The organism is Methylocystis sp. Se48 (assembly GCF_056269425.1).
In genome coordinates, this window is record NZ_CM149850.1 from 1,849,537 (window position 1) to 1,866,347 (window position 16,811).

Below are 16,811 nucleotides of genomic sequence, written 5' to 3' on the forward strand. Positions count from 1 at the left end.
TTCGCCCCGAAAGGTTCGGAACCGGCCGCCGCCCCCTTGCCCTTGGCCCTGTAACCCCGTAAAAGCCCGCCGCGCGCGGGCGACGGACCCGCCTCAACGGATTGGGACCATGGCCAAGGAAAAGTTCACACGCACGAAGCCGCACTGCAACATTGGGACGATTGGACACGTCGACCATGGCAAGACGTCTTTGACGGCGGCGATCACCAAGGTTCTTGCGGAGACGGGCGGGGCGACGTTTACGGCCTACGACCAGATTGACAAGGCTCCGGAGGAGAAGGCGCGCGGGATCACGATTTCGACGGCGCATGTTGAGTATGAGACGGCGAACCGTCACTATGCGCATGTGGACTGTCCTGGCCACGCGGACTATGTGAAGAACATGATCACGGGCGCGGCGCAGATGGACGGGGCGATCCTCGTTGTTTCGGCGGCGGACGGTCCGATGCCGCAGACGCGCGAGCATATTCTTCTGGCGCGTCAGGTGGGCGTTCCGGCGCTGGTGGTTTTTTTGAACAAGGTCGACATGGTCGACGATCCGGAGCTTCTGGAGCTTGTTGAGCTCGAGGTTCGCGAGCTTTTGTCGAAGTATGATTTCCCTGGCGACGACATTCCGATCGTGAAGGGTTCTGCGCTGTGCGCGCTGGAGAACAAGAACCCGGAGATCGGGCATGACGCGATTTTGAAGCTGATGGCGGAGGTCGATCGTTACATTCCGCAGCCGGAGCGTCCGAAGGATCAGCCGTTCTTGATGCCGGTGGAGGACGTGTTTTCGATTTCGGGCCGCGGCACGGTGGTGACGGGGCGCATTGAGCGCGGCGTCATCAAGGTTGGCGAGGAAGTTGAGATTGTTGGGATCCGTCCGACGACGAAGACGACGGTGACGGGCGTGGAGATGTTCCGCAAGCTTCTGGACCAGGGCGAGGCGGGCGACAACGTGGGCTGCCTGCTGCGCGGGACGAAGCGCGAGGACGTCGAGCGCGGACAGGTTCTGTGCAAGCCGGGCTCGGTGAAGCCGCATACGAAGTTCAAGGCCGAGGCCTATATTCTGACGAAGGAAGAAGGCGGTCGCCATACGCCGTTTTTCACGAACTATCGTCCGCAGTTTTACTTCCGGACGACGGACGTGACGGGCGTCGTTCAGCTTCCCGAGGGCGTCGAAATGGTGATGCCGGGCGACAATGTCGCGATGGAAGTGACGCTGATCGTCCCGGTGGCGATGGAAGAGAAGCTGCGCTTCGCCATCCGCGAAGGCGGCCGCACCGTCGGCGCCGGCGTCGTAGCGTCCATAATTGAATGATGGACGCGACGTCGGAATGCGATCAACCGCATTCCTTTGCGGCGGCGGCGTCGCCTCGATCATCGAATAATCCGGGCGAACGCGCCTGGGACAAGGAAAGCGCGGTTCGCCGCGCTTTTTTGTTGGCGGGCTCGAGGCAAGGGAGAGCCGTCGATGGCGCATGAGATCGTCAGCATTGAGGCGAAGCACAAGGGTTGGTCGAGCCTGTCGGTGGCCTATATCCGCTTGCCCAGCGGGCAGGTGATCAGCCGCGACGTCGAGGACCATGGCGCCGCGGTCGCCGTGCTTCCTTACGACCCCGATCGAAAGACGGTCATCCTCGTCGAACAATTTCGCGCGGCGCCGTTTCTCACGCTGGGGCAGGAGCGCACGCTGGAAGCGATCGCGGGCATCGTCGAGGGGGAGGACGGCCCCGAAGCGGCGCGACGCGAGGCGCTCGAGGAGGCGGGGCTTCAGTTGCGCGACCTCGAGAGGGTGGCGACCGCCTGGACGATGCCGGGCATCTCCACCGAGAGGATGACGCTTTATCTTGCGGCGTATCGGGCGGCGGACCGGGTCGCGAGCGGCGGCGGACTGGCTGCGGAGGACGAAAACATCCGGGTCGTCGAGATGCGCCTTGCGGAACTCGCCGCGCTGATGGAGGCGGGAGAACTTGTCGACATGAAGACGCTCGTCTTGACGCAAGCCCTGCGGCTGCGCCGCCTCGGTCTGTTCTGAGCGCCTTCAGCACCCGCCGACGAAAACGCCCGGCGCGAGCCGGAGCGCGTCGCACAGGGTTTGTGCTTTGTAGTCGTCCAGCATCTGTCGCGTGATGACGGTCGTCGAGCCGCGGTAACGGTCGATGCGGGTCCAGTCCGGGGAGTCAGGGCCGCGTTCGGCTGGCGGGGAGCGAAGCCCCGCCGAAACGCCGGGATCATCGCCGACAACGCGCCTTCCGCGCGCCAAAGCTGGATCAGCTGCGCAAAGCAGCGCAACGAGCGCGCACGCGGTGCAGAAAAAAGGGACCATTCTCGGCCTTCCGCCTGATCATATGGATGACGGCGGGCGAAAATCATGGGCGATGGCGGCGCCCGGCGCCTCCACCGTCACTTCTACGATTTCCGGCGGACGCATGAACCGCATCGGCAGCACCGATTCGCCCAATCCGCCGGAAATCACCAGGTGGCGATCCTCGACGACGTAGTGCCCGTAAATCCGGCGCGTCCGCCACCGCAATTCCGCTGCGATCGGGCCAATGAACGGCAGATTGATCTGCCCGCCGTGGGTGTGGCCGCAGAGCGTGAGGGCGACGCGATTGGGGACGCGCCGGAAGACGAAGGGTTCGTGCGCCATCAGAATGGCCGGCGCGTCGTCCGTCGCCAGCGCGAGCGTCCCGGAGAGATCGTCGTGACCGCGCCACCCCAACCGTTTGCCGCCGTAGAAGGCCATCTGATCGCCGAGGCCGAGAAGCCAGAAGGGCGTTCCGTCCTTGGTCAGACGCATGGCGTCGTTTTCGTAAAGGCGCGCCCCCATCTGCTTCAGCGCGCGCCGGGTGGATTCGGCGTCGTCGGGGGGGTCGGTGACGAGCGCGCCGTGCCACCAGTCGTGATTGCCGAGCACCGCATGGACGCCGAGCGGGGCTTTGAGTTCTGAGAGGGCCTCGGCCCATTGCTGTGCGGGAACGGGGCCGGAGACGAGATGCGTGCCGGCCGAGAAGTCGCCCAGAAGCACGGTGAGGTCAGGCTGGAGCGCGTTGGCGAGCTGCGCGATCTTGCGGATGCGCGCCATCGGCATCCAGGGCTCGCAGGCGTGCAGGTCGGTAATGACGGCGATGCGCAGCCGCAAGGGCCTCGGCCAATCCTTCGGCGTCACCCGGTAGCGGGCGACGTTGAGAAGGAAATTGGGCTCGACGACGACGGAGTAGGTCCCCAGTCCAAGTCCCGCGAGCGCGAGCCCGGCGGGCAGGCGCAGGAGGGCGCGGCGGCTAATCATGAAGCGGTCCCCGGCGGCGCCGTTTCAGGTCGACCGCCCGGGAGCTTGTATCAGGCCGCGAGGTCTTCGCCCATAAGGATCGACGGATCGCGACGGTCGCCCGCCTCCCCGTGTTTCTCGACGAATTGGGACGCCTCGAGAGCCGCCGCGACCGCCGAGATTCCAATTTCACGATAGAGCCGCGCCAGCAGGTCGTGGGGATGGCCGCCAGACTGGGTTTGGGTGAACTCCGGAGAATGCTTGTCCGACATGGCGGGTCTTCCAACTCTTACGCTCGAGGATAATAGAGAGTGACCTTCTTCGGTGAATCTCTCGTTATCGTCTTAACGAGAGACTAACGGCGCGCCGACTTCGGGCGTTTTCCGCGAGGATTTTTCCGCGGCGCAAACCAGCGTTGCATTTCGCGCGGGCATTGGCGAAAAATGCGGGGTCCGCCGGCTGAGGCCGGCTTTACGCGAGGCCGCCGCACGCCATGCGCCGCACACTACCGCCGGAGCCATGGTCGCAATCCGCGCTCTGGAGCCGCAGCGTCGCGATCTTCGCGGCGACGGTCGCGCTGCTGGCGGTGCTGCTCGCGCGTCTTCACGTCATCGAGCCGGCGTCGGCGCTCGCCTCGATCGGCGCGGCGGTGGCGCTCGCGCTTGTGGCGCTGTTGCTGGTTTGCGCGGCCGCCGTGGTCATCTGGCGCACGGGGCGGCGCGGCGTGGGCGCCGCGGTCGGCGCAGCCTTCGTCGCGCTGGCGACGCTGGCCTATCCGGCCTATCTCGCCGCCGAGGCGCTGCGCCTTCCCGTCCTCGCCGACATTTCCACCGACGTCGCCAACCCGCCGTATTTTTCCCTCTCGCGCGCGGCCTATGAGGCGCGCAAGGGATTTCAGCCCAAGGGATTGCCGCCAAAGGCCCGCGAGGCGCAGCGTTGGGCCTATGCCGACGTCGAGCCGATCGTCGTCGATCTCGACGCGGATGAAGCCTTCGCGCTGGCGCTCAGGACGGCCAAAGCGGTAGGGTGGAAGATCGTCGACCTGCGCCCGCCGGGCGGGCGGACGGGCGAGGGCCATGCCGATTTCCTCGACAAGACGCTCATCATGGGGTTCGACGAGGACATCACCGTCCGGCTGAAGCCCCTGACGGGCCAAACGCGCATCGACCTTCGTTCCGCGTCGCGCTACGGGCGGCACGACTTTGGCGCGAACGCCAAACGAATCAGGGCATTCGCAGACGAATTGCAGGCGCAGCTCGACGCCCGCTGAGGTCTGCTTCCCGCGCCGCACGCCGGGTTTCCGCCCGCTTCTGGTCCTCTCCGGACAGCGCTATCGTTTTTGAAAGGCGACTCTGGTAAAGTCTCGCCTGTTTTCCAGTTAATGGTTGGGAGGCCGAAGGCAGCCGATGGCGAACGCGAGCGACGGCGCAAGCGCGACTCAAACCGTTCCGGATTTCACGCGGGAAGAGGAGCTTCACGCCCTGCGTGAGATGCTGCTCATCCGCCGTTTCGAGGAAAAGGCCGGCCAGCTTTACGGCATGGGCGTCATCGCCGGCTTCTGTCATCTCTACATCGGGCAGGAGGCCGTCGTCGTCGGCGTGAAAATGGCGGCGCGCGAGGGCGACCAGTTCACGACCAGCTATCGCGACCATGGCCACATGCTCGCGAGCGGAATGGACGCCAGGGGCGTCATGGCGGAGCTTGCCGGCAAGCGCGGAGGCTATTCCAAGGGCAAGGGCGGCTCCATGCACATGTTCTCGCACGAGAAGGCCTTCTACGGCGGGCATGGCATCGTCGGCGCGCCCGCGCCGATCGGTGCCGGGATCGCCCTCGCGAACGCCTATCGCGGCGACGGCAAGGTCTCGATCACCTTCTTCGGCGAGGGCGCCGCCAATCAGGGGCAGGTCTACGAAACTTTCAACATGGCGGCTCTGTGGAAGTTGCCGGCGCTGTTCATCGTCGAGAACAACCGCTACGCCATGGGCACGGCCCTGACCCGCGCGGCGGCTCAGCAGGATTTCGCCATGCGAGGCGCGGCTTTTGGCATACCGGGCCGGCAGGTCGACGGCATGGACGTGCGCGCCGTGCGCGCCGCCGCCGCCGAGGCGCTCGACTGGTGCCGATCGGGCAAGGGGCCGTATCTTCTGGAAATCCAGACATACCGCTATCGCGGCCACTCCATGTCCGACCCCGCCAAATACCGCTCGAAGGAAGAAGTGCAGAAAATGCGAGAGGAGCACGATCCGATCGAGCAGGTGCGCCTGCGTCTGCTCGCGGCGGGCGTGAGCGAGGACGAACTCAAGAAAATCGACGCCAATGTTCGCAAAATCGTCGCGGACGCGGCCGATTTTGCGATGAGCGACAAGGAGCCCGAGCCGTCGGAGCTTTACACGGACGTGCTGGCGTAAGGGGCAAAGTTTCAAATGACCATAAACGTCCTCATGCCCGCGCTTTCGCCCACGATGGAGCAGGGCAAGCTCGCCAAGTGGCTCAAGAACGAAGGCGATGAAGTGAAGGCCGGCGACGTCATCGCCGAAATCGAGACAGACAAGGCGACCATGGAGGTCGAGGCGGCGGACGAGGGCGTGCTGGCGCGCATTCTCGTTCCCGGCGGCACGGAGAATGTGGCGGTCAATACGCCAATTGCGGTCATCGCGGGGGAGGGCGAGGACGCTTCAGCGATAGAAGCGCCAGCCGCGCCCGAGGCGCCACAGGCGCAGGAAGCGCCAAAGACGGCTGAAGCCGCGCCGGCAACAGCCCCGGCGCCGGCCGCGAAGCCAGCGGGCGTCGCCGCGACAGCGCCAGAAATCCCCTCGGGCGCGACCATGATCCCCATGACCATGCGCGAAGCCTTGCGCGACGCCATGGCGGAAGAAATGCGTCGCGATCCGAACGTCTTCATCATGGGCGAGGAGGTCGGCGAATATCAGGGCGCCTACAAGGTCACACAGGGGCTCTTGCAGGAATTCGGGCCGATGCGCGTGCGCGACACGCCCATCACTGAATATGGCTTCGCGGGCATTGGCGTGGGCGCGGCCTTCGCCGGACTGCGGCCCATCGTCGAATTCATGACCTTCAATTTCTCGATGCAGGCCATCGACCATATCGTGAATTCGGCGGCGAAGACGCTTTATATGTCAGGCGGCCAAATCCACAGTCCGATCGTCTTCCGCGGCCCGAACGGCGCCGCCGCCCGCGTCGGCGCGCAACACAGCCAGGACTTTGCGGCCTGGTATTCGCAGGTGCCCGGCCTCATCGTGATCGCGCCCTCGAACGCGAGCGACGCCAAGGGCCTGCTGAAAGCCGCGATTCGCGACAACAATCCTGTCGTATTTCTCGAAAACGAAATCCTCTACGGAAGGACCTGGGAGGTTCCGGCGATCGAGGATTTCGTGCTGCCGATTGGCAAGGCGCGCGTCGCGCGGCCGGGGACGGACGTCACGCTCGTTTCCTTCTCCATCGGCATGAGCTATGCGCTCGGCGCCGCCGAGGAACTGGCGAAGGAGGGGATCGAGGCGGAGGTGATCGACCTGCGCACGCTTCGGCCTATGGATACGGCGACCATCGTCGAATCCGTGAAAAAGACCGGCCGTTGCGTCGCGATCGAGGAAGGCTGGTCGCAATGCGGCGTTTCGGCCGAGATCGCGATGCGCGTGCAGCAGGAGGCGTTCGACTATCTCGACGCGCCGATCGCGCGCGTGACCGGCAAGGATGTGCCGATGCCCTACGCCGCCAATCTCGAAAAGCTCGCCTTGCCGAGCGTCGCAGAGGTTGTGGCGACGGCGAAGGCCGTATTGTACCGATAGGCGGCCATGGCGCGCGGAAAAATCGTGCTCATCGCCGTCGCCGTCGTTGGGATCCTCGCAACCGGCGTTCTCGCCTTTTCGCAGGACGGCGATTTCCGCAGGGACGTCATGCGGGCGCTGTTCGGACTCTCCGGCGGCAATACGGCTGGCGGACAATAGACAGAGAAAGGAGAGCGGAGCGTGAACGCCATCGCCCCGGCCCGTATCTTCGCCTCGCCGCTCGCGCGCCGTCTCGCGAAAGAGGCAGGGCTCGATCTCTCGACGCTCGCCGGCTCCGGCCCGCACGGCCGCGTCATCGAGCGCGACGTGAGGAGCGCGCTCGCGGGCGGCGCGGCGCGCAAGCCGGCGTCTGCGCCGGAGGCGAAGTCCGCCCCTCTCGCCGGGGCGCCATCGGCGGCGGCGACCCGTAAGTTCTACGAAATCGACTCTTATGAGGAGGTTCCGCACGACTCGATGCGCAGGGCGATCGCCCGGCGCCTCACCGAGTCGATCCAGACGGTTCCGCATTTCTTTCTGGACGTCGATTGCGAGATCGACGCGCTCCTCCGGCTGCGGGAAGATTTCAACGCCGCCGCGCCGCGGCGCGCGGACTCTTCGCCGGAGTGGAAAACCTCCATCAACGACTACATTGTGAAGGCGCTTGCGCTGGCGCTTCAGCGCGTGCCGGAGGCGAACGTCACCTTCACGCCCGAGGCCATGCTGAAGCACAAAGGCTCGGACATTGGCGTCGCGGTCGCCATTCCCGGCGGGCTGATCACGCCCATCATACGCAACGCCCAGGCCAAGACCGTTCGCGAGATTTCGGACGAGATCAGGGACCTCGCCGGCCGCGCCCGCGGGCGCAAGCTGAAGCCGCAGGAATATGAAGGCGGCGTTTCCGCTGTTTCCAACCTCGGCATGTACGGGATCCGAAGCTTCTCGGCGGTGATCAATCCCCCACAGTCGACGATCCTCGCCGTGGGGCGGGGCGAAGCGCGAATGGTCGTGAAAGACGGCGCGCCTGTCGTCGCCACGATCATGAGCGTGACGCTCTCCTGTGACCATCGCGCGGTCGATGGCGCGCTGGGCGCCGAACTGCTCGCCGAGTTCAAGCGGCTGATCGAGCAGCCCATGGCGCTGTTTGCATGAGGCTCGAATCGACCCTGACTTGCCCGAGTTGCGGCACGCGCCGAAAATTTCAAAAGCGCCATGGACGCGAACCGCGAATGACGGCATATCCTTGTTTAGAGTTACTCTAAACAAGCAGGGAGCGGCCTGTGGCGACGGAAGCTGACATTCTCAAAGCCCTTGAAAATCTTTACGGACCCGGCGGCGCGCCGCTCGCAGGCGCGGTGAGCGGCGTCAATCTTTCCGGAAACAAGGCTTTCGTTTCGCTCGCCGGGGATCCGGCGCAGGGGGCCGCCTGGGAGGCCGCGCGCAAGGCCGCCGAGCAGGCGGTGAGGGCCCTTCCGGGAATCGAGGCTGCGGTCGTGACGCTCACCGCCGAGCGCGCGGGCCGGCCCGCCGCCCCGAAAGCCGCCGGCGGCGACCGCCATCATCATCATGATCACGGCCCTTCCCCTGCGGCGCCTCCGCCGCCGCAGCGGCGCGGCATGTCTCCGACGCTGGACAAGATCCGCTTCATCATCGCCGTCGCGTCCGGCAAGGGCGGCGTCGGCAAGTCGACGACCTCGGCCAATCTCGCGCTCGGCCTCGCGGCCCAGGGCTGGCGCGTCGGCCTCCTGGACGCCGACATCTACGGCCCGTCGGCGCCGCGTCTCTTCGGCCTCCATGAGAAGCCGAAGGTCGAAAACGGAAAACTCGCGCCGCTCGAAGCCTATGGCGTGAAGATCATGTCCATGGGCTTCCTCGTCGACGAAAATGTGCCCATGGTCTGGCGCGGGCCGATGGTCACGCAGGCGTTGATGCAGATGCTCAACGAAGTCGCCTGGGGCGATCTCGACGCGCTCGTGGTCGACATGCCGCCCGGCACCGGCGACGTTCAACTCACCATGGCGCAGCAGGCCCCGATCGCCGGCGCCGTCATCGTCTCGACGCCGCAGGATCTCGCGCTGATCGACGCGCGCCGGGCGGTCGCCATGTTCCAGAAGGTCGAGGCGCCGATCCTCGGCATCATCGAGAACATGAGCTATTTCCTGTGCCCGCATTGCGGCGGCCGCTCGGAGATTTTCTCCCATGGCGGCGCGCGTCACGACGCCGAGAAGATGGGCGTGCCCTTCCTCGGAGAGGCGCCGCTCGACATAAAAATCCGCGAGACGTCGGATTCGGGAAAGCCTGTCGTCGGCGCGGAGCCGGACAGTCCGCAGGCGGCCGTCTATCTCAACCTCGCCGCCAAGGTGAAAACGCTGCTCGAAACGACGAAACAGCGCGCGGCGCCCACGATCGTCGTGGGCTGACGAATGTGAGTGCGCGCTTCCTTTCGCGGGAGGCGCGCGCCGTCATTGTTCGCAAGAGGCTCAAAAGTGCGTAGGGATGACCGAGTTGTCGCCGGCGTCCCACTTGTAATTGTAGCCGAAGGTCATTTCCCACGCCTGCACCCAGGGCGTGATCGTCGCGAGGGGGTTCGGCGCGCCGAAAGGCCGGCCAATTGACTGCGGCGTCCATTCGATGCCGGTGAAGGAGTTCTTGAAGGCGTAAACGAACGAAAAATCGAGCGACGAGTTTTTCGTGAAGGCGTAATTCGCGCCGACCGACGCGTGGTGGCGCATGATGATCGGCGAGAGAATATTGACCGTCACCGACCGCCAGCGCAGCGGATTGGTGCTGTAGTGATAGCCGCCGCGAAGCGTCAGCGACGGCGAATATCGCCACTCGGCGCCGATCGCGCCCGAATCCGTATCGGTCCAGTCGAAACCGGGCCCCTCCGCAAGGCCCATGGAATTGCGCGTAACCGGATTCGACGGATTCCCGAGCGCCGTAAGCGCTGTTCTGCTCGCACCTGTTTTGAATGAGTTGGGGCGACGATAATCGGAGCGAAAGGGGCTCCGACACATGTCGATTTCAGAGCGTAAGCATATGTCGGAGCCTGAAGCAGCTCCGATGCGGCGGATCGAGGTTTTCACGGGCGCGGGACGCCGGAGAACGTGGGGCTCCGATCAGAAGGCGGCGATCGTCGCTGAGAGCTTTGCGGAGGACGCGAGCGTTTGTGAAGTGGCGCGGCGGCACGGTCTGACGGCGCAGCAGCTTTTTACGTGGCGTCGTCAGGCGCGCAAAGAGACCGAGGCTCGCGCGGACGCAGGCGCGCCGCCATTGTTTGTTCCGGCAATCATGCAAGGGCCTGCGCCCGCGCCGCCGGCGAAGCGCAAACGCCGCGCCGTCGACCAGGAAATTGGTTCGACGCCGACGATCGAACTTGAAATTGACGGCGTTACGGTTCGGGTCGGACGCGGCGCGCAAGCGAAGACCATCGCTGCGGTGATCCGGGCGTTGAAAGTCGCCAAATGATCGGCCCGACGGGCGCGGTGCGCGTGATGGTGGCGACGAAGCCTGTCGACTTCCGCAAGGGCGCAGAGGGTCTCGCGGCGCTGGTGCGCGAGACGATGCAGTGCGATCCCTTCGACGGCGCGATCTACGTCTTTCGCGCGAAACGGACGGACCGCATCAAGCTGGTCTTCTGGGACGGCACGGGCGTGTGCCTCTTCGCCAAGCGGCTGGAGGATGGCGAGTTCCGCTGGCCGAAGATCGAAGACGGGGTGATGCGGTTGTCGGCGGCGCAATTTTCGGCGCTGCTGGAGGGGCTGGACTGGCGGCGCGTCCACAGCGTGAAGGAGACGCCGGCGCCGGCCTTGGCGGGATGATCTGCGACACAATGAATCAGGGCGTCGAAGAGCGTCGAAAGACCGCAGAAAATATGGTCTTCTGTGTCTATGGCGCAGGCGGTCGAGACGCTTCCCGACGATCCGAATGAACTGAAGGCGATGCTCCTCGCCGAGCGGGCGCGCAACGAGCGCCTCGTTCAGATCATCAAGGAGATGCAGCGTCATCGCTTCGGACGGCGCGCAGAGACGCTTCCCGATGACCAGATGCTGCTGGCGCTCGAAGAGGTCGAGCAGACGGAAGCCGGCGCAGCGGCGGAGGGGGAAGCCAAGTCCGCCGCCGAACGCGAGAAGGCGTCCAGAAAGCGCCGCACGAACCGAGGCGCGCTGCCGGCGCATCTGCCGCGCATCGAGACCGTCGTCGATGTCGAGGACTACGCCTGCCCCTGCTGCAAGGGACTGCTGCACAAGATCGGCGAAGACGTCTCCGAGCGGCTCGACATCGTCCCGGCGCAGTTCCGGGTGCTGGTGACGCGGCGTCCCAAATACGCCTGCCGCGCCTGCGAGGGCGCAATCGTGCAGGCGCCGGCCCCGCCGCGGCTGATCGAGGGTGGACTGCCGACCGAGGCGGCAATCGCCCATGTGCTCGTCTCCAAATATGCCGATCACTTGCCGCTTTATCGCCAGGCGCAGATCTACGCCCGACAGGGGATCGCCCTCGACCGTTCGACGCTCGCCGACTGGGTTGGCCGCGCCGCCTGGCATTTGCGGCCCGTTCATGAGCGGCTTCTGGAACACATCCGGTCGTCGACGAAAATCTTCGCCGACGAGACGACGGCGCCGGTGCTCGACCCCGGGCGGGGCCGCACGAAAACCGGCCAACTTTGGGCCTATGCCCGCGACGACCGGCCATGGGGCGGCGCCGATCCGCCGATCGCCGTCTATGTCTATGCGCAAAACCGAAAGTCCGAGCAGCCGCTCGCGCATCTCGCTGGCTTCACGGGCGTCGTGCAGGTCGACGGTTACGCTGGCTATCGCGCGCTGGCGCACAAGAACAGCGTGGCGCTGGCCTTCTGCTGGTCCCATGTCCGCCGGCGCTTTTACGAACTCGCCGCGGCAGGTCCTGCGCCGATCGCCAGCGAGGCGCTCGAACGCATCGGCGCGCTCTACGCCATCGAGAGCGACGTCCGCGCGCAGAACCCGGATGACCGGCGCGCGGCGCGACAGGAGAAATCCCGCCCGATCCTCGACGCCCTCGAGCCATGGCTGCGTGAAAAGCTCGCGCTGATCAGCCAGAAGACCAGGCTCGCCGAGGCGATCCGCTACGCGCTCTCGCGTTGGGACGGCCTGGCGCGCTTCATCGACGACGGGCGCATCGAGATCGACTCCAACATCGTCGAGCGCGCCATCCGCCCCATTGCCCTCAATCGCAAGAACGCGCTTTTCGCGGGCTCAGACGGCGGCGCAGAGAATTGGGCGATCGTCGCCTCGCTCATCGAGACCTGCAAGCTCAATGGCGTCGATCCGCAGGCCTATTTGGCCGACGTTCTCGTGAAGATCATCAATGGCCATCTCGCGAGCAAACTCGACGAGCTCATGCCCTGGGCCTACGCGCAGCCGGTCGCTCTCGAAGACGTGGCCTGATAACAGCGGTTACCGAGCGCCGGAACGGCCGAAAAGAATATGTGCCGCCAATCGACCATCACCGTCAGACTCGGCAGAATGTCATAGGCGAGACCCGCCTGCATGCTGGCGGGGATGTCGAAGCGGCCGTGGTCCGCGATGAGGCCGGAAAATTTGTCCATTCTCGACATCCACATCGGCGTGGAGGCGGCGAAGCCGAAGCGGAACCGGTCGGCGATGTCCCAGTCGAGGCCGACGCGCACGCCGCCGCCCCAGGACCAGTCGTAGGACATGTCCGACAATTCCCAGGGGTTCGACGAGAATGGCGCGAATGTCTTGGCGCCCTGAATGTTCATCATCTGCACCGCCAACGTCGGCGCGAGGCCGAGCGTTACGCGGCCGATCGGCGTCGCAAAACGGCGAGCGTAGGCGACGCTCGTGAATCCCTGTTGCAGATCGACGCCCGTATACCCGCCGCCGAATAGGCCGCCGAAGGGCTGTCGCCAATGACGCCAGTCATAAGATGTATTGATCCCGCCATTCGCATAGCTCGCGAGGCTCCATGCCGAATCGGCGTCGATTGGCTGAACGTAGCCGCCATTGGGAATCGGAAACCAGGGACGGCCGCTTTCCACGTAACCCGGCGTAACGACCAGCGGGACGCCGCTGGTGTAATAGCCGCGTTCGCCATTGACGACGGTCATGCCGAGCTGGAACTGGCGCTCGAGGCCGACGATGCCCGCGGGATTGGCGGCGATCGCCATCGCGTCGCGCTGGTCCGCCGTGCCGGCGCCGCCGAGCGCCTTGGAGCGCGGACCGTAGCCGATCATGAAATAACCGTCCGCCGCGACGGCGGCGCCAGCGGTGATCTGTCCGAGAACCAAAGCGGATGCGGCAGAGGCGAAGCGGCGCGAGTAGAGCTTTTTCATTTGGGGCGGCCCGAGCAGTGAAAAACGCGCGAAAAACGACGCATCACATCACGGGCACGCTAACAGAGTCTCCTTACCACAGGCAGGCGGCTGACTCGGCCGGAAGCAAAATCAGCAACAATGTTACGCTTTTGCAACACTCCCTGCGCGGCGCTCGCGGCAGTTGTAAAAAAAGCGTTAAGCGCTGCGCCGGATGACGTATCGAAAGTGACCCTGTGCTTGCTCTGAGCTTACCAATTCGTTTCCCGTCTGACGGGCGAACGCGGCGAAATCGGCTTTCGAGCCCGGATCGGTCGACAGCACCTCGAGCATGCCGCCAACCGGGATTTCATTCAGGGCCTTCTTGGCGCGCAGGATGGGGAGCGGGCAGTTGAGGCCGCGCGCGTCGACGGTCTTGTCGGTCATGATCGTCCCCGTTCAGATGAAGAGATTGACGTCGGCCTTCACGGCCTGTTCGAGATAGGTCGCCGCGCCGCCGAAGGAGACGCCGTCGATCATGTCCTCTTTCCTGAGTTCGAAGAGGTCCATGGTCATCTGGCAGGCGACGAGCCTCACGCCGCTTTCGAGCGCGACGTCGCGAAGCTCCTCGATCGTCGCGACGCCCTTCTTGGCGATCATGTTCTTCATCATCGCGGTCGCGCCGGCCGTGACGCCGGGCAGCGCAGCGACGAGATTGGGCATGCCGAGATGCATGCCCGCGATCGGCATTTTCATCGCCGGGTTGCCGAGCGGAGAGACTTCCAGATCGAGCTTCTTCTTCAGAAGGCCGAGCCCGTAGAAGGTGAAGAACAGCGTCGCGTCGATGTCCATGGCCGCCGCGGTCGTCGCGAGGATGAAGGGTGGGTAGGCCCAGTCGAGCGTGCCCTTCGAGACGATGATCGCCATGGATTTGCGGTTGTCGGCGCCCGAAGCGTCGGTCATCGAGAGTCCCTTCACGCGCCCTCGTCAGATATCGACGAGCCGGCGCCACATCCCATACCAGCCGCCCGCGCAGACGGCGAGCAGCGAGGCCAAGGCGAGCCGTATGGGTTCCGGCGGCGCAAAATGCAAGAGCCCCGCGAGCGGCGGGAAGTAGAGCCCCGCGGCGACCACCGAAAGCGCGACGGCGGCGACCGCCCAGAACAGCCGATTTTCGCGCGAAAAAGGCGATGCGCCAACCGGAAGCGCGTCTGACAGCGCCAGCGTGAGATTGCCGACGATCAGCGAGGAGAAGGCGAGACCGTGCGCTTCCGGATCGGGAAGGCTGAAGCCATTGGCGAGCACATAGACGCTGAGCACGGCGAGAAATACGGTCAAGCCCTGCACCGCGCCGAGCAGCAGGTCGCGCGTCCCGAATAAGGGCTCCGTTCGCGCACGGGGCGGCTTCAGCATAGCGTCCCGCTCGCCCGGCTGGGCCTCGAAGACCAGCGAACAGGTCGGATCTATGATCAGCTCCATCAGCACCACATGCGGCGGCAGCAAGAGCGGCGGCAGGCCCATGATGATCGGGCTGAGGGCGAGGCCGGCGATCGGAACGTGGATCGCCGTGATATACGTCAGCGCCTTGCGCAGATTGGCCGAGATGCGGCGGCCGAGCTCCACGCCGCCGACGATGGAGGCGAAGCGATCGTCAAGCAGCACGATATGGGCGGCCTCGCGCGCGACGTCCGACCCCCGCTGGCCCATGGCGATGCCGATATGGGCCGCCGCGAGGGCGGGGCCGTCGTTCACGCCGTCGCCGGTCATGGCGACGATATGGCCGTCGGCCTTGAACGCTTCGACGAGCGCGAGCTTGTTCGCCGGCATCACGCGGGCAAAAACGCGAATGTCGCGAATCTTGTCGGCGATCGCTTCCGGCGGCGTCTCGGCGATTGCGGCGCCGGTCAGCACGCCCGCGGAGACGTCGATCCCGGCCTCGCGCGCGATCGCCAGAGCCGTGGCGGGATAATCCCCGGTGACCATCGCGACCGAAATGCCAGCGCGCCGGGCCGTCGCAACCGCGGCGGGAACGTCGTCGCGGATCGGATCTTCGAAGGCGACGAGTCCGAGGAGCATGAAGGGCGCCTTCGCAGCGTCGTCCTCCGCCAGGGGCGTTTCCGCGACCGCCAGCACCCGCAGACCCTCCCGCGCCATTTCGTCCGCCACGGCGGCGAAGCGCGCGCGCTCCGTCTCATCGACGCCGGCGAGACGGAAGACGGCTTCCGGCGCGCCTTTCGCAGCCATGACACCGCCGCCTTCGACGCTCCACGACTGGATGAACGCGAGAAGCTCGGGTTTGATGGGGAAGCTCTCCACGGGCGTCCCGCCCGCCGGTATTTCGAGTTTTTCGGCGAGCGCATGCAACGCGCGGTCCATGGGATCGACCGGATTCCCGGAAGAGGCGCGCAGCGCGGCCCGTATCAGCCTGTGCTGCCCGGCGTCAGGCGCATCCGGAACGGGTTCAACGGCGCCGCCCGCATAAAGGCGCGCCACTTCCATGCGGTTTTGCGTGAGCGTTCCCGTCTTGTCGACGCAGAGCAGGGACGCGGAGCCGAGCGTCTCGGTGACAGAGGAACGGCGAACCAGCACGTTTCGCCCTGCGAGCCGGAACGCGCCGATCGCGAGAAAGATGGCCAGCACCATCGGAAATTCCTCCGGCAGCAGGCCGATGGCGAGCGTGATGCCGGCGATGGCGCCCTCGAACCAGTCGCCGTGGATAAGACCATAAGCGACGACAACCAAGGTGCAGAAGAGCAGGGCGAAAACGCCGAGCTTCGCCACCAGTTCTCCCGTGCGCTTTTGCAGCGGGCTCGGTTCGCCCTTGATGGCGGCCAGCGACGCCCCGAGCCCGCCAACGGCGGTGCGCGCGCCGGTCCGGCCGACGCGTGCGACGCCCGAGCCGCGCACGATCATGGAGCCGGCGTAGAGAAAGGGCGTGTAGTCGCCGCCCGGATCGGGAAAGGCGAGCTCCATCCCGTCTCCCGCGAGGGTCTTGGTGACAGGCGCCGATTCGCCGGTGAGGATCGACTCGTCTACCACCAGCGCGTCGCCCGAGAGCAGCACGCCGTCCGCTGGCAGCCTCTGTCCTTCGCCGACGAGAATGACGTCCCCGGGCGCGAGATCGCGGGCGGGAATGCGGCGCTCCTCGCCGTCGCGGATGACCTGCGCCATGGGCTCGGCGAGCTTTTGCAGCGCCTGAAGCGCACGCTCGCTGCGCAGTTCCTGAAACACGACGAGCGAGATCGACGCGCTCGCGCCAGCGACCATGAAGAGCCCCTCGCCGAGATCGCCGACGATGAGATACAGCGTCGCCGCGGCCGCCAGCAGGAAGAACATCGGTTCCCGAAGCGTGCGCAGCGCGATCTTGAAGACGCCGAGCGGCGGCGACTCTGGCGGGGCGTTGGGACCGTATTTAGCAAGACGGCGCGCGGCGTCTTCGGAGGTGAGGCCCTGGAGGCTCGGCTGCGTCATTCTCTGCCTGGCTGGAGTG

Annotated in this window: 18 protein-coding genes; 11 read left to right on the top strand and 7 right to left on the bottom strand. The window is 65.6% G+C overall.

Annotated elements, in window-relative coordinates:
- The first annotated feature begins 109 nt into the window (after positions 1-109).
- The gene (tuf, locus tag ACV959_RS09075) at positions 110-1,300 is read left to right on the top strand and encodes an elongation factor Tu (protein ID WP_475736294.1); all 1,191 of its coding nucleotides are present in this window, start codon (positions 110-112) and stop codon (positions 1,298-1,300) included.
- 153 nt (positions 1,301-1,453) lie between these two features.
- Entirely contained in the window at positions 1,454-2,017 is a 564-nt protein-coding gene (locus ACV959_RS09080) for an NUDIX domain-containing protein (RefSeq protein WP_475736295.1), read from the top strand.
- 309 nt (positions 2,018-2,326) lie between these two features.
- On the opposite strand, the gene ACV959_RS09085 is transcribed toward ACV959_RS09080, so the two are convergent.
- Positions 2,327-3,271, bottom strand: coding sequence for a metallophosphoesterase (locus tag ACV959_RS09085; RefSeq protein ID WP_475736296.1), 945 nt, complete (start codon positions 3,269-3,271; stop codon positions 2,327-2,329).
- A gap of 50 nt (positions 3,272-3,321) precedes the next feature.
- Positions 3,322-3,522 (bottom strand): hypothetical protein, encoded by a 201-nt coding sequence (locus ACV959_RS09090; RefSeq protein WP_475736297.1) that lies wholly within the window; start codon positions 3,520-3,522, stop codon positions 3,322-3,324.
- Positions 3,523-3,743: 221 nt separating this feature from the next.
- Here ACV959_RS09090 and ACV959_RS09095 point away from each other — a divergent pair, with 221 nt between their 5' ends.
- From ACV959_RS09095 to ACV959_RS09120, 6 genes are all read left to right on the top strand, one after another.
- Positions 3,744-4,520: a DUF1499 domain-containing protein gene (locus ACV959_RS09095; protein ID WP_475736298.1), complete on the top strand. Its 777-nt coding sequence runs from the start codon at positions 3,744-3,746 to the stop codon at positions 4,518-4,520.
- 136 nt (positions 4,521-4,656) lie between these two features.
- Entirely contained in the window at positions 4,657-5,658 is a 1,002-nt protein-coding gene (pdhA, locus tag ACV959_RS09100) for a pyruvate dehydrogenase (acetyl-transferring) E1 component subunit alpha (RefSeq protein WP_475736299.1), read from the top strand.
- A 15-nt stretch (positions 5,659-5,673) separates the two neighbouring features.
- On the top strand, positions 5,674-7,056 hold the full coding sequence (locus tag ACV959_RS09105) for a pyruvate dehydrogenase complex E1 component subunit beta (protein WP_475736300.1): 1,383 nt from the start codon (positions 5,674-5,676) through the stop codon (positions 7,054-7,056).
- 6 nt (positions 7,057-7,062) lie between these two features.
- The gene (locus ACV959_RS09110) at positions 7,063-7,215 is read left to right on the top strand and encodes a hypothetical protein (protein ID WP_475736301.1); all 153 of its coding nucleotides are present in this window, start codon (positions 7,063-7,065) and stop codon (positions 7,213-7,215) included.
- 21 nt (positions 7,216-7,236) lie between these two features.
- Positions 7,237-8,184, top strand: coding sequence for a 2-oxo acid dehydrogenase subunit E2 (locus tag ACV959_RS09115; RefSeq protein ID WP_475736302.1), 948 nt, complete (start codon positions 7,237-7,239; stop codon positions 8,182-8,184).
- A gap of 128 nt (positions 8,185-8,312) precedes the next feature.
- On the top strand, positions 8,313-9,452 hold the full coding sequence (locus tag ACV959_RS09120; RefSeq protein WP_475736303.1) for an Mrp/NBP35 family ATP-binding protein: 1,140 nt from the start codon (positions 8,313-8,315) through the stop codon (positions 9,450-9,452).
- 60 nt (positions 9,453-9,512) lie between these two features.
- Here ACV959_RS09120 and ACV959_RS09125 read toward each other — a convergent pair whose 3' ends face one another.
- Complete coding sequence (locus ACV959_RS09125; RefSeq protein WP_475736304.1) at positions 9,513-9,932, bottom strand: OmpP1/FadL family transporter; 420 nt, start codon at positions 9,930-9,932, stop codon at positions 9,513-9,515.
- A 115-nt stretch (positions 9,933-10,047) separates the two neighbouring features.
- On the opposite strand from ACV959_RS09125, the gene tnpA reads away from it, so the two are divergent.
- The 3 genes from tnpA (at position 10,048) to tnpC (ending at position 12,455) form a co-directional block, all read left to right on the top strand.
- The gene (tnpA, locus tag ACV959_RS09130) at positions 10,048-10,500 is read left to right on the top strand and encodes an IS66-like element accessory protein TnpA (protein ID WP_475736305.1); all 453 of its coding nucleotides are present in this window, start codon (positions 10,048-10,050) and stop codon (positions 10,498-10,500) included.
- A complete protein-coding gene (gene tnpB / locus ACV959_RS09135; RefSeq protein WP_475736306.1) occupies positions 10,497-10,853 on the top strand; it encodes an IS66 family insertion sequence element accessory protein TnpB in 357 nt (118 codons plus the stop codon). The genes tnpA and tnpB overlap by 4 nt, the downstream gene beginning before the upstream one ends.
- A gap of 69 nt (positions 10,854-10,922) precedes the next feature.
- A complete protein-coding gene (gene tnpC, locus ACV959_RS09140; RefSeq protein WP_475736307.1) occupies positions 10,923-12,455 on the top strand; it encodes an IS66 family transposase in 1,533 nt (510 codons plus the stop codon).
- Here the strand turns inward: tnpC and ACV959_RS09145 are convergent.
- From ACV959_RS09145 to ACV959_RS09160, 4 genes are all read right to left on the bottom strand, one after another.
- The gene (locus ACV959_RS09145; RefSeq protein ID WP_475736308.1) at positions 12,419-13,363 is read right to left on the bottom strand and encodes an OmpP1/FadL family transporter; all 945 of its coding nucleotides are present in this window, start codon (positions 13,361-13,363) and stop codon (positions 12,419-12,421) included. The two genes, tnpC and ACV959_RS09145, sit on opposite strands and share 37 nt — an antisense overlap.
- 177 nt (positions 13,364-13,540) lie before the next feature.
- Positions 13,541-13,768: a sulfurtransferase TusA family protein gene (locus tag ACV959_RS09150; RefSeq protein ID WP_475736309.1), complete on the bottom strand. Its 228-nt coding sequence runs from the start codon at positions 13,766-13,768 to the stop codon at positions 13,541-13,543.
- A 12-nt stretch (positions 13,769-13,780) separates the two neighbouring features.
- Positions 13,781-14,284 carry a sulfur carrier protein DsrE2 gene (gene dsrE2, locus ACV959_RS09155; protein ID WP_475736310.1) on the bottom strand — a complete coding sequence of 168 codons (504 nt, stop codon included), beginning with the start codon at positions 14,282-14,284 and terminating at the stop codon, positions 13,781-13,783.
- A 24-nt stretch (positions 14,285-14,308) separates the two neighbouring features.
- Entirely contained in the window at positions 14,309-16,792 is a 2,484-nt protein-coding gene (locus tag ACV959_RS09160; RefSeq protein WP_475736311.1) for a cation-translocating P-type ATPase, read from the bottom strand.
- Positions 16,793-16,811 lie beyond the last annotated feature (19 nt).